At 51.7% G+C, this 13244-nt stretch carries 13 protein-coding genes; 6 read left to right on the forward strand and 7 right to left on the reverse strand.

The features are described from left to right. The first annotated feature begins 38 nt into the window (after positions 1-38). Positions 39-902 (forward strand): BglG family transcription antiterminator LicT, encoded by an 864-nt coding sequence (licT, locus tag WFL93_RS07010; RefSeq protein ID WP_336777650.1) that lies wholly within the window; start codon positions 39-41, stop codon positions 900-902. Positions 903-949: 47 nt separating this feature from the next. On the opposite strand, the gene WFL93_RS07015 is transcribed toward licT, so the two are convergent. The 4 genes from WFL93_RS07015 to WFL93_RS07030 form a co-directional block, all read right to left on the reverse strand. Continuing rightward, positions 950-2344 (reverse strand): glycoside hydrolase family 1 protein, encoded by a 1395-nt coding sequence (locus WFL93_RS07015; protein ID WP_336777651.1) that lies wholly within the window; start codon positions 2342-2344, stop codon positions 950-952. A 15-nt stretch (positions 2345-2359) separates the two neighbouring features. Beyond that, on the reverse strand, positions 2360-4240 hold the full coding sequence (gene bglF, locus WFL93_RS07020; RefSeq protein WP_336777965.1) for a PTS beta-glucoside transporter subunit IIABC: 1881 nt from the start codon (positions 4238-4240) through the stop codon (positions 2360-2362). Positions 4241-4455: 215 nt separating this feature from the next. Beyond that, on the reverse strand, positions 4456-5172 hold the full coding sequence (locus tag WFL93_RS07025) for a YoaK family protein (protein ID WP_336777652.1): 717 nt from the start codon (positions 5170-5172) through the stop codon (positions 4456-4458). A gap of 64 nt (positions 5173-5236) precedes the next feature. Further along, a complete protein-coding gene (locus WFL93_RS07030) occupies positions 5237-6691 on the reverse strand; it encodes a sugar porter family MFS transporter (protein ID WP_336777653.1) in 1455 nt (484 codons plus the stop codon). A 300-nt stretch (positions 6692-6991) separates the two neighbouring features. Between WFL93_RS07030 and WFL93_RS07035 the strand changes: the two genes are divergently transcribed. From WFL93_RS07035 to map, 3 genes are all read left to right on the forward strand, one after another. Continuing rightward, on the forward strand, positions 6992-7177 hold the full coding sequence (locus tag WFL93_RS07035) for a general stress protein (protein WP_007886009.1): 186 nt from the start codon (positions 6992-6994) through the stop codon (positions 7175-7177). Positions 7178-7323: 146 nt separating this feature from the next. Next, positions 7324-7569, forward strand: a complete 246-nt coding sequence (locus tag WFL93_RS07040; RefSeq protein ID WP_007886008.1) for a ParD-like family protein — start codon at positions 7324-7326, stop codon at positions 7567-7569. Next, a complete protein-coding gene (map, locus tag WFL93_RS07045) occupies positions 7566-8348 on the forward strand; it encodes a type I methionyl aminopeptidase (protein WP_049853277.1) in 783 nt (260 codons plus the stop codon). Before WFL93_RS07040 ends, map begins: the two co-directional genes overlap by 4 nt. 43 nt (positions 8349-8391) lie before the next feature. Here the strand turns inward: map and WFL93_RS07050 are convergent, their stop codons facing one another. The 3 genes from WFL93_RS07050 to WFL93_RS07060 all read right to left on the reverse strand — a co-directional run bounded on the left by WFL93_RS07050 (position 8392) and on the right by WFL93_RS07060 (position 11398). Further along, a complete protein-coding gene (locus WFL93_RS07050; protein WP_049853276.1) occupies positions 8392-8799 on the reverse strand; it encodes a hypothetical protein in 408 nt (135 codons plus the stop codon). Positions 8800-8922: 123 nt separating this feature from the next. Then, positions 8923-10488: a methyl-accepting chemotaxis protein gene (locus WFL93_RS07055; protein ID WP_336777654.1), complete on the reverse strand. Its 1566-nt coding sequence runs from the start codon at positions 10486-10488 to the stop codon at positions 8923-8925. Positions 10489-10891: 403 nt separating this feature from the next. Continuing rightward, positions 10892-11398 (reverse strand): DUF892 family protein, encoded by a 507-nt coding sequence (locus WFL93_RS07060; protein WP_336777655.1) that lies wholly within the window; start codon positions 11396-11398, stop codon positions 10892-10894. A 449-nt stretch (positions 11399-11847) separates the two neighbouring features. Here WFL93_RS07060 and WFL93_RS07065 point away from each other — a divergent pair, with 449 nt between their 5' ends. Both WFL93_RS07065 and uraH read left to right on the forward strand, forming a co-directional pair. Continuing rightward, positions 11848-12051 (forward strand): general stress protein, encoded by a 204-nt coding sequence (locus WFL93_RS07065; protein ID WP_007886002.1) that lies wholly within the window; start codon positions 11848-11850, stop codon positions 12049-12051. Between the two features lie 678 nt (positions 12052-12729). Next, positions 12730-13152 carry a hydroxyisourate hydrolase gene (gene uraH / locus WFL93_RS07070; RefSeq protein ID WP_336777656.1) on the forward strand — a complete coding sequence of 141 codons (423 nt, stop codon included), beginning with the start codon at positions 12730-12732 and terminating at the stop codon, positions 13150-13152. Positions 13153-13244: the final 92 nt, after the last annotated feature.

Raw genomic sequence — 13244 nt, forward strand, 5'->3', positions numbered from 1 at the left:
CCGGTGGGTCAGGTTTTTTATTTTCAGGGCTGAGAAAAATGAAAATCGCGAAGATCCTCAACAATAATGTCGCGGTGGTGCTGGGCGACAACGGCAAAGAGCAGGTGGTGATGGGACGCGGTTTAGCGTTTCAGAAGCGCGTCGGCGACACACTGGATGCGCAGGAGATCGAGAAAGTGTTTGCGCTACAAAGCGATGCTTTAACCGGACGGCTCAGCGAACTGCTGTCGGATATTCCGCTGGAGGTGATTACCACCAGCGAACTGATTATCGCCAACGCACGTCAGCAGCTTGGCCAACCGCTACATGAAAGTCTCTCCATCGCGCTGTGCGATCACTGTCACTTTGCCATTGAGCGTCATCAGCAGGGCATTCCGATTCGCAACGTGTTGAAGTGGGAGATTAAAACGCTGTATCCGAAGGAGTTCTCACTTGGCCTTGAAGCGCTGGAAATGATCAGTAAGCGACTGGGTGTCATGCTGCCGGAAGATGAGGCCGGCTTTATTGCGTTACATCTGGTGAATGCGCAGCTCGGCAGCGACTTCGCTGATGTCTCGCACATCACGCAGTTTATGCAGGAGATTCTGCATATCGTGAAGTATCGGCTGCAGCTCGATTACCGCACCGATAGCCTGAGTTACAACCGCTTCGTCAACCACCTGAAGTTTTTCGCCCAGCGCATGTTGGGTAAACGCGGCGTGTGGAGCGAGGATGAATCACTGCATGATGTGGTGCGCGACAAATATCCCCTTGCCTATCAATGTGCGATGAAAATCGACCAACATATTCAGCAGAAATATCTGTATGAACTTTCCAGCGAAGAACGCATGTTTCTGACGATTCATATTGAACGCGTGCGCAAAGAGACGCTGGCGTTGCAGGAAGATGCCGACGAGGCTTAAACAGGGTGCGCATCAATGCGCATCCTACGAAAACCTCGCCACCTACGTTATTTCAACGCTTCACCATGACTGCGGATCACGTCCTGATACCAGAAGAAACTCTTCTTGCGCGAACGTTCCAGCGTGCCGTTGCCGGCATCATCACGATCAACATAGATAAAACCGTAGCGCTTGGAAAACTCGGCTTTGGATGCGCTGACTAAATCAATCGGGCCCCAGCAGGTATAGCCCATCACCTCGACGCCATCCTCAATCGCTTCGCGCACCTGCACCAGATGATCGTTGAGATACTGAATGCGATAATCATCATTAATAGTGCCATCGGCTTCTACCACATCTTTGGCGCCCAGCCCGTTTTCCACGATAAACAGCGGCTTCTGATAACGGTCATAAAGAATATTGAGCAGAATGCGCAGCCCTTCTGGATCAATCTGCCAGCCCCAATCAGAACTCGGTAAATGTGGATTCGGCACCATTGAGAGAATGTTGCCGCGCGCTTTCTGATTATCCTCTTCATTGGTAGTGACGCAGCCGGTCATGTAGTAGCTGAAGGAGATGTAATCGACGGTGTTTTGCAAGTCGCGTTTATCTTCGTCGGTCATCGCAATAGTGATGCCGCGATCGGCAAAGAACCGCTTCATATACGCCGGATAAGCGCCGCGTACCTGCACATCGCCAAAGAACAGCCATTCGCGGTTTTGCTGCAGGGTTTCCAGCACGTCCGCCGGTCGGCAGCTCAATGGATAAAGCAGCGCGCCCAGCAGCATATTGCCAATTTTGCCGTCCTGCACGATTTCATGGCAGGCTTTTACCGCGCGACCACTCGCCACTAGCTGGTGGTGAATCGCCTGATAAATCGCCTGCTGGTCGCTCTCTTCCGCCAGACCCACGCCGGTGAAAGGCGCATGCAGCGACATATTGATTTCATTGAAGGTCAGCCATAGCTTCACCTTATGCTGAAAACGGGTGAACACTGCGCGCACATAACGCTCGAAACAATCAATGGTGATGCGATTGCCCCAGCCGCCGTACTTTTTAATCAAGCCATACGGCATTTCATAATGTGACAGTGTCACTAGCGGCGTGATGTTGTATTTCGCCATCTCATCAAACAGACGATCGTAATAGGCCAGCCCCGCTTCATTCGGCTCGGCTTCGTCGCCCTGCGGGAAAATGCGCGTCCAGGCAATTGAGGTACGCAGCACGGTAAAGCCCATTTCAGCGAATAGTTTGATGTCCTGCGGGAAGCGGTGATAGAAATCGATGGCGGTATCTTTGATACCAAAGTCATCACCGCTGCGTTCAACGCGCGCGCCAAAAATGCCTTTCGGTTGTAAATCCGACGTGGATAAGCCCTTACCGCCTTCCTGATAAGCCCCTTCAACCTGATTGGCGGCAACCGCGCCACCCCATAAAAATTCATCCGGGAAACGTTTAGTCATTTGCTTACTCCTTGGTTATTTCAGCACGGCCAACAGCGGAGCGCCTTCGCTCACCGCCGTGTGGCTCAGGGTTAATACATCCACAAAATCATCACTGTTACTCACCAGCACTGGCGTAGTGAGATCGAATCCTGCGGCTTTGATTGCATCGAGATCGAATTCCAGCAGCACATCCCCCACCTTAACCGGCTGATCGTTCGCGACCCTGGGGTGGAAAAATTGTCCGTCCAGCTTCACGGTGTCGAGGCCAACGTGGATCAGCACTTCCGCACCCTGTTCTGAGGTCAGGCCAATGGCATGACCGGTGCGGAATATCGACGACACCACGCCGTTTATCGGGGAAACCACGCGCCCCTGCTGCGGGATAATCGCCGCGCCTTTGCCTAACAATCCGCTGGCAAAGGTTTCATCCTTGACCTGCTCCAGCGGAATCACTGCTCCCGCCATCGGGCTCACCACGCTTTCGCGTCGCGTCAGGCTGGCAGGCGGCGCAACTGCGGCGGGCGCCGGTGTTACTGCCGCTGCCGGCGTGGCGGCTACTTCGCTAAGGCCAAATAGATAGGTGGTGACGCAGGCAAACAGCAGCGCTACCGCTGCACCGGCGAATGCCGCCAGCACGCTGGCATCAATGCCACTGTTCGGTACCACCTGAATAAAGGTGAAAACGCTCGGGAAGCCAAAGGAGTAAATGGTGGTGTGCCAGAAACCGAGAATCGCCGCGCCCAGCGCTCCGCCAATGCAACCGAAGATAAACGGACGACGGCGCGGCAGCGTGACGCCATAGACTGCCGGCTCGGTGATGCCAAAGATGCTGGCGGTGAAGGCCGATCCCGCCATCGCTTTCAGCTTAGCCTCTCGGGTACGGAGGAAGATGCCCAGCGTCGCGCCCGCCTGCCCCAGCACCGCAGGCATCAGCAGCGGCAGCAAGGTGTCGTGACCAAAGTTGGCGAGGTTATTCAGCATAATCGGCACCAATCCCCAGTGCAGACCAAAAATGACGCACACTTGCCAGATTGCGCCCATCACCGCACCGGCAATCATTGGGCTCAGGCTATAAATCCACAAATAGCCTTCGGCCAGCATGCGGCTTAGCCAGGTGGCCGCCGGGCCAATGGCGAGAAAAGTCAGCGGCACGGTAATCAGCAGGCAGCATAACGGCGTAGTGAAGTTACGCACCGCGCTGGGCGAACGCGGATGCACCCAGCGCTCAATCAGGCTGGAAACCCAGGCGGCAAAGATAATTGGGATCACCGAAGAGCTGTAGTTCAGCACTTCCAGTGGAATGCCAATGAACGTCAGCGCGTTGCCCTGCTGCTGCTGTTGTAGCACCTCAAGAATCATCGGATGCACCAGCGCAGCGGCAATCGCCATGCTGACAAACGGATTGCCGCCAAATTTTTTCCCGGCGCTGTAGCCGAGCAAAATTGGCAGGAAATAGAACAAACCGTCGCTGGCGACAAACAGCACCTTGTAGCTGCCGCTGCTGGCATCCATCACGCCGATCACCAATGCCAGCGCCAGCAATCCTTTAATAATGCCGGAGGCGATCATCACGCCAATAAACGGGGTGAAAATGCCGGAAACCAGATCGATAAAGCGGGCAAACAGGCCTTGTGGTGCTTCGTTATCGGTGGCGTCGCTCCGATCGTCCAACGCATGACGTGCGGTCAGTTCGCGATAGACCTCAGCAACCTGATTACCAATCACCACCTGATATTGGCCGCCGCTCTCCACTACCATGATCACGGCAGGATTGTTTTTCAACGCCGCCGTTTGCGCCTGTTGACTGTTTTTGAGCTTGAAGCGCAAACGCGTGGCGCAGTGCATCACGCTGATAATGTTCGCTTTGCCGCCGACGCCGGCAACGATCTCATCCGCAAGTTCCTGATATTGCATCACTCTTTCTCCTGAACAATGCCCTGCATTTATGCCCCGAATTTCGCGCAAAAAAAAACCTGAGGCGCGCCCTCTTCGAAATGAAAAAGGGCGCGCCTCAGGTTTTGCCTGCCGAACAGTAACAATCCTTAACGCGGGCTATCTTGCTTACAGCGTGGGGAAAGTGGCAAGCAATTTTCCGCAGCGGCATGACAAAGCGTGAAGCACATCACTGTTTACTGCGACGATGCGCTCCGTTTAAGCGCGGTTAACGCGAGCGCGCTCAGCAGCGCACCAATCACGATTAACAGTAGATAGCTCATCACCTGCAGCAGCCAAATCCCCAAAACGCCGCCGCCAAGAAAGGCCAGTACGGTGTAGCAATGTAGTTTTAACCGCTCGATATACAGTGGCGCATCTTTGGGGGATTCTTTGCGGCGCAGCACATCAAACAGCATCGCTAACTCAATGCCGATGTCGGTGGCAGTGCCCGAAACATGCGTGGTGCGGACGCGCGCGTTGGAGATGCGCGTCACTACCGCGTTCTGCAAGCCCATTAGAAAACTCAGACTAAGCACTAACAGCACGCCAGAGCCGCTGAATCGAAACGCGCTTTCCATCACGCCCAGCGCCAGCAGCGCAATGCCTTCAATCAGGATATTGATCGCGTAGATGCCGCGGATTTGGCGCCTTCTGCCGGAGTTGATGATCAAGGTTGAGACCGATGAACCGGCGATAAACAGCAAGACGATGAGGAGAAAAAACAGGCCGACGTGCAGATTGGCTTTCGCCAAATGATCGGAAAGCGAGGAGACGTTGCCGGTCATGTTTGCCGAAAAGAAACCGACGGTCTCGAACGCGGCGGTGTTGAGCGCGCCAGCTACCGCAGCCAGCGTGCAGGCCAGGCGAATGTCGGTATTAAAGGTGCGGGTGTTCTCGGCGGTGATCAGCATGGCAATTCCTGGCCCGGTGAAAGATGCGTATCTTCCCCCCGCAGCCAGGAATTCTCAAGCGCGGTTAAGCGACGCCGTCTGCTGCTTCCTGATCCTGCTCGCTAAAACGATCGCGCATCTCATTTTCGATCTGCTCAAGCGATTTGCCTTTGGTTTCCGGCAACATGGTAATAACGAAGATCAATGATGCGACGTTAATGGCGGCAAAGATAAAGAAGGCAGCGTTGCCGGTAGCGGCCAGCAACGGTGGGAAAGCAAAGGCCACCGCCGCGTTGCAAATCCACTGGAACGACACCGCCGCACCGGTTAGCACGCCGCGCAGTTTCATCGGGAACAGCTCCGACATCAGCAGCCAGTAAACCGGTGAAATACACATCTGCATAAAGAACAGGAACACCAGAATGGCCGCCAGCGCGAACATACTTTGCGTCATGCTTTGTGGCATCAACAGCAGCACACAACCCAGCGCCAGCTGCATGGCAATCACCACCGTCAGCCCGGTCATCAGCATGGTACGACGTCCAAAACGTCCCACCGCTTTGATACCGACCATGGTCGCAATCACCGAAACCACGCCATTTCCGATGGTCGCGGCAATCGAGGCGTTGGTGCCCATGCCGGTGGTTTTCAAAATCACCGGCGTGTAATACATAAAGGCATTCACGCCGGTGAACTGGATAACAATACCCAACCCGGCCCCCACCAATAGCAGCCGCATCACCCACTTCTGCTGCAACAGTTCACGAGCGGACGGTCCTTGACGCGAAGCTTTGGCATGCTGACGCATCTCCGCCATCTCTTTTCGCACTTCGCGCGGTGTTTCACGCAGCTTGTGCAGAATACGGCTCGCTTCTTTGATGCGCCCTTCTGCCACCATCCAGTGCGGCGAAGCCGGTACAAAGAAGGTACCGATAAACAGTAACGCACCCGGAATCATCGCCAGCGCTAACATGTAACGCCACATATGCGAATCATTGAGCAAATAGCTCATTAGCGCACTGACCACATACGCCAGCAGCTGGCCGGAAACGATCATCAGCTCGTTGCGACTCACCAACGGTGCGCGACGTTTAGGCCCGGCAATTTCTGCAATAAATACCGGCACGGTTGACGATCCGCCACCCACCGCGATACCCAACAGGAAACGCATCGCCACCATCACATGCAGATTAGGCGCCAATGCGGTACCAATGGCGCCGGCGACGAAGATCAGCGCCAGACTGCGCAGCGTAATGCGGCGACCGAAGCGGTCGGAGAAGTAACCGCTAAGAAAAGCGCCAAGTGCGGCGCCGAAGATCAGTGATGACGTCACTAAACCTTCGGTGAAGGGGGTGAGATCGAGGCCGCCCTGATCGGGCGGTAAGGTCATATACGGCAACGCGCCGGAAATAATCCCGGTGTCATAACCAAACGCCAGCGCTCCCATGGTGGCCACCAGCACCACAAAAAACAGGCGCTGTTTCACGGTAAGGTTGCTTAGTGCTGAGTCGTCTTCATTGTTTTGCTGCGATGTTTCCATTCCTGTTCCCTGCATATTGAACGCGCCGGGCGGGCGCAAAGGCGTAATCCCAAAAGGCAAAAGTATAGACAGGATTTTTAAAATGTGACGAAGGTCACTGTTAATCGGTTAGAAAACGCACTGTGAAGGGTGTGATCGACGTCATTGCTTACTGGAACAACGCGATAGCCAATAAAACTTCTTTTGATCTGTTTCAAATGATCATGCTTTTCGCCCTGGCTTTACCAAAACCACCGACTAGAATTTCAGCGTGACTAGCTAGTCCTTAAATCTAATGGAACATTGATAAGAGGTCTTCCTATGAACAAACAGAGCTACAGAGGCGGCGCAGGGAATTTTGCTAACAATCCGGAACGTGCAAAAGAAGCTGGCAGTGCGGGAGGCAAAGCCAGCGGTGGCAACTTCAGAAACGACCCTGAAAGAGCCGTTGAAGCGGGCCGGAAAGGAGGCAAAATAAGCCGTCGTCCTCCAACGAAGTCTGAGTAAGGCGCCTTAGGATGTTGTTCGCCATGGATTGGCATCCCCTATTAACCGTAAACGGTTTTCCGCTAACAAACCCAATGCGTTTTTCAATCGCCACACATGTGATAACCTATATACATAACGCATACGTTTTATATATAGGCCACATTATGGGTATCGTAAAAATCTCCGACTTAATGCATGAGAACTTGCGCATTGCCAGCACGGCCATGAGCCGTTCCATCAACGCACAGGCAGAACACTGGATGAAGATCGGCATGCTGGCCGAGATTTATCCCACCCTCAATCATCAGGAATTGACGCGCTTACTGATGCGCGTCGAACGCGACAGCGGCGCTGATTTAGCGCAGCTGCTCGACCATCCTTTATTCACATCGCAGGGAATCGCGTCATGAGCATCAAACTGCACACCGCTGAAGAGATCGAACTGGCGCGCGCCGCCGGACACGCCGCCGCCAAAGTGCTGGAGATCATCACGCCGTACGTCAAACCTGGCGTCACCACTGATGAACTGGACGCGATTTGCCACGACTATATCGTCAACGAGCTCAAAGTGGTGCCCGCCAATATCGGCTATCAGGGTTATATGCGCACCACTTGTACTTCAGTCAATCACGTGGTGTGTCACGGCATTCCAGGTGAGAAAAAGCTCAAGGATGGCGACATCGTTAATATCGACGTCGCCATCATTAAAGATGGCTGGTACGGCGATACCAGCCGCATGTATTACGTCGGCCAACCGTCGGTGCGGGCGAAAAGACTGGTGGAGATCACCTACGACTCGATGGTGGCGGGCATTAACGTGGTGAAGCCGGGCGCGACGCTGGGCGATATTGGCGCAGCCATTCAGCAGGTCGCAGAAAAAGCTGGCTTCTCGGTGGTGCGGGAATATTGTGGTCACGGCGTTGGCGAGGTGTATCACGGCGATCCGCAAATCCTGCATTACGGCACGCCGGGTGCGGGATTAGCGCTGCAGGCCGGGATGATCTTCACTATCGAGCCGATGATCAACGCCGGCAAAGCGGGCACCAGCGTGTTGTCAGATGGCTGGACGGTGGTGACCAAAGACCGCTCGCTGTCAGCGCAGTGGGAACACACCATCGCCGTGACGGAAACCGGTTTTGATTTGCTGACGCCGTGGCCAGAAGGCACTGGCGACTATGCGCCGATTTAGCGCAAGCATGGAACACACTCGCGCTATGCGCTGAGCAACCGAATTAGTTGGTGCGCCACAGGCGGTATTGCCCCCAGAAACCGACTTCTGCGGCATACTCTTGTGGCGTGCCATCGGCAACAACATCCAGCGTTTTACGCATGCCCAGGCTTAGCACTGAACAGTCATTGCTGACGCGCAGTTTATGCAGCCCATTTTCCAGATAGGTGCTGACAAACTGGTTCTGGCGCAGCATCGCGACGTCCTGCCCATCAATATTCACCACAAACTTGCAGTGATTGCCGCTGGCACTACCGATAAATTGCTTCTTACGCGTCACCGTGACTTTGGTTTGCTGCTTGCTGGCGTCAGGAGTCACCATCTGCTGATTGATGATGGTGGTGGCGGGTCCGTAAGGTCTGGCGCATCCTGCCAGTGTCAAAACTGCCAATGCTATCAATGCCTTTTTCACTATTTTTCCTTAAATGTTGCTGCTGGTGCAGCCTTTGCGGGTTCGATTATCGGCCGCTAACGCATTCTCTTTAGACGCAAAATAGGGGAATACAGAATCCGCAGGGGATTCTGTATCCGCAACTTATGCCGTTCTGCGCAGCGTAAACACGCTAACGCTGTTCACCATATTGTTTGCCTGCTCGTTCAGCATTGCCGAGGCCGCCAGCGACTGTTCTACCAGCGATGCATTTTGCTGCGTGGTGATATCAATCTGGCTGATGGCGGTATTGATCTGGCTGATGCCATCCGCCTGCTCGCTGCTGGCCTGGTTTATCTGCACCAGTAATTCTTTCATGCTGGCAACGTTGGACATCATGTCGGACATCAAGGTATTGGCGTCAGTGACCATATCGCGACCATCTGCGATGCGCGTCGAAGACTCCTCAATTAAGTGACGAATCTCATGCGAAGAGGTAGCGGTTTTCTGAGCCAGAGCTCGCACCTCCTGCGCCACCACGGCAAAACCACGGCCATGTTCGCCGGCGCGTGCGGCCTCGACAGCGGCATTGAGCGCCAGAATATTGGTCTGGAAAGCGATAGAATCGATCAGGTTAATAATGTCAGCCATGCGGCTAGCAGAATCATGAATCTCGGCCATTTTGGTCGCGACATTGTCCATCATGCTGGCATTCTGCCCCACGGCGCTTTCCGCTTTGGTTGAAAGATCCGCCGCTACGTGGGTATTGTTGCGGGTGTTACTGATAGTGGCGCTGAACTCCTCAACCGAAGCCGCGGTTTGTTCCACCGAACTGGCCTGCTCTTCCGTGCGGGCAGCGAGATCGTGGGTGCCCGACATTATTTCGCTGGCGCCACCGGATATCTGTTCTGCGCTAATACGAATATGGCTAACAATCTCCGACATTTTCTCCTGCATTTGCTGAATGGCATTAATTAGCTGCCCCATTTCATCTTTACGCTGCTCATGAAAATCAGAGCTGAGATCGCCATCAGCCACCCGACCAAGAAACGCAATGACTTTTCTTAATGGCACAGTAATCGAACGGATAATAATCCAGCCAATAAACGCCGACAGCAAAATAGCTACAATAAAAATAATTATCATGGAGATTTTAGTATTGCTGTAGGACGCCATAAAGCTGTCGTAAGAGCCATTCATCTGCTGCTCTTGCAGCGTAATAAACCCCTCCACTTCCGCAATATAACTCTTTTGCGCTAAAGTCAGCGCGGTAAAATAAAAATCTACCGCTTTCGTCACATCACTATTTATCAATTCGAAGAAGGCCGTTCTCTCTTTAAGAAAATCTGCCCGCTTGCCCTGAACCCGGGCAAGAAACGTTTTTGACTCCTCATCCGTCGCCAGTAGCGCCAATTGCTTGTAGGTTTCCGTGATGTTATTCGAGGCATCCTGGAGAGTGGATTGAATCGCGGCCCGACGCTGCGCATCGATAGGGCTCAGCAGCAGCGCCTGCTGCTGTATCGTCACGTTTATTTCATCAATCAGTTGGTTGCCGAGCGCGATGGTTGGATAGTCATCTTTCATCATGCCATTAACGCCGGTTTCCGCTAAAAATAACGAATTTAAGCCGAGCGTCGCCACTAATAGCAGCATGGCGATATTTAGCACAGAGGATATTGTTAATTTAGTCCGCAACTTTACATTACGCGAAAATCTTTGAACTACGTCCATTTAGAAACCTCAATGATTTTGATTGAAAAGTAGTGAAGAGAACAATGTGATTTTATCAATAGAAGATATTCCGCAACTTAAATTGCGGCATCTCTGCTGTTATCGTCAGCCAGTTGTTTAACATTAGAGGCAGGAAAGTAATTAATTTGAAATCGATTTCATTGATCAGTATTACTTCTTTATCAAAAATTAATACTCGAACCAACACCGATTTCTTTGCTTAATTTATAGATAAGTACGAAATTGATCGCCATTTCTTTTAAAGAATGTTCTTTTTGAACGCACATACGCTAATTTGACTCAACACGAATAGATTGCGGTTATGAATATATTGATTAGTCATTTTCTGCGTGTAAAACCAACGCGGTCAGCAACATCAAACGGCTGACCGATTTCTCTGCGATTAAACCAGCCCAGGCATATCCACTTCCGTGCGCCGCAGAATCGCCTCATTTGCCACCTCCGGCAGCTGTAACAGCAACCAGTCGGCCATCTGTGTTTCATGTTGCAAAATACGCTGGAAGGTTTTCACGCCCTTAGTGTCTTCCGCCTGCTGCGCGGCGGCCAGCAGTGCGGTGTAAGTCGCCACTTTATAGTTGCAGAACACATAGCTGCTCACCGCGATGCGCACGCCCTCTTCATCGCGCAGCATATCGCTGGCCGCTTGTCCCACTGCCGACATACGGCCAAGCGCCTCTTTCAATGCCGACCAGCTGCTGTCGTATCGCTTCAGTGCCTCTTTCACCTGCTTCTGCTGTTCACAGGTTTGTTGCATGTACTGTTTGATACGCGCCTGCAGTAGCGGGAAGGCGTCCAGACGCAGCGCTGCGGCCTGCAGCAAAGACTCGGCATGTTTTTCCATGGCATGCGCATCGCGCAACCAATCCAGGTAAACAATTTCTTTGGTCATCAATTCGCTCCGAAAGTGGAAAGCAGGGTTACAGAACGGTTTGCTGGTGGAACACCGTCGATAGCGACCCGTGGGGATTACATCGGCTCATTACGTTAATAAACTGGAAATAAGCGAAGCGTTAATTAAAACCAAACGAGCAGATTAATTAAACGTAGCAAGCAAGTGCCGCTACGCAAGTAATGAATCGAAGAAATGCGAGAGCGGTTAAATGTAACAATCCCACCGCTTCGCTTATTATTCTTGCAATGAAAGCTTCCCTCTTTACGTTAAAAAAATAATAATCAGCATTCATGCAATTTGCATGACGACAGGAATGAAAAACTGACCGATAGTCAGACAATCAAGATTCTTAAATTAAGCCTTAAGATTAATCCTGGCTTGAATCTGGTAAAAATGGCACTACATTTATTTTGCATCATGTTGGTATTGAACAGAGAGGAGAACCAATGACGGACGCTAAGAAGCTACCCGATGAGGAAGAAAAAAAGCCGCAACGTCGTGGTGGCGCGGGCAACTTCGCAGAGAATAAGGAACGCGCAGCCGAGGCTGGGCGCAAGGGCGGTCAGGCTAGTGGCGGCAATTTCAAAAACGATCCAGACCGCGCCATTGAAGCGGGAAGGAAAGGAGGAAAAATTAGCCGACGCAAATAACATTAGTCTAACAACAATACATTTTTAACCGCGTTTTACTTCTGCACAACACTCTCCTGACTCTGTATTTACGCTTCGCTTAAATACAGCTTCCATCATGTCAGGAGAGTTATTTCACGCAAGAAACCATTAGGTTGATTAATTATTGATCAATCTAATCTTATTTGCCGCTTCGCTTATTCATGATCAAATAACATTTGCAGCCTAATAATAAGGCATGGGCTTAACGCTATATTATTTAGTGCGAATTATGAACTTTCTGTTCACGCCCAGCATATTCTTAATTACCTTTTGGATTAATCACTCAGGTTAGCAAAAAGATAAAAAAGGGAGCCGAAGCTCCTCATTAACTTAATGCGCCGCCATTTGTGGTGGCAGTTTTAACGGCGCACGCGCTTTGGCAACTTCAGCCGCAATGGGAAACCAGCGGATACTACCTGGTTAAGACCCATAGCATTAGCTTTAAGATCATCATCGGTTAGGTCTTGCGCGCGGCTGAAACGTGTGACTTCGGGAAATGTGGAGCAATAATAAACATTACTGTTCATATTCCAGGCGCATTGTCCTGGTACCGCTTCTCTAGATCGGAAATTTCACATTTAGTCTCATCAATTATTATTTTGTCGATTCTGATTCTACTCTTAGCGCTCATTTACCTGTAGAAAACGGATATTTTTTATGAAAACTCACCTCTTCACGCTTAGCGCACTGCTGTTAACCCCTAGCCTTTCAGCCGTTACTGCTCAGGCTGCGACCACAAAAAATCCGCTTAGCGTGCACGTATTAAATTTGCAAACCGGCTCACCCACTTCCGGTATTGAAGTGGAACTCGATCAAAAGCAAAATAATAACTGGGTGAAATTAGCAACCGGCAAAACGGACAGCAACGGCCGTATTAGTGCGCTGTTCCCTGAAGATAAAACGGCTAGCGCTGGCAGCTATCGCGTAGTGTTTAAAACCGGTGACTATTACAAAATGAGCAATCAGAAAACGTTTTTCCCGGAAATCCCGGTTGAGTTCAATATGGAAAACAACGGCGAACACTACCATATTCCTCTGCTGCTGAGTCCGTTTGGCTATTCAACCTATCGCGGTAACTAAATTCATCGCTAAATAATGCGCAATCTGTTGCGCATTATTTTAGCTGTCTATCCGCCGTATCTCGTCCCCCGCACCTATCAACACTAAAGTTT

This window comes from Pantoea sp. USHLN256 (assembly GCF_037149875.1).
In the GTDB taxonomy this organism is placed as follows: Bacteria; Pseudomonadota; Gammaproteobacteria; order Enterobacterales; family Enterobacteriaceae; genus Pantoea; species Pantoea nemavictus.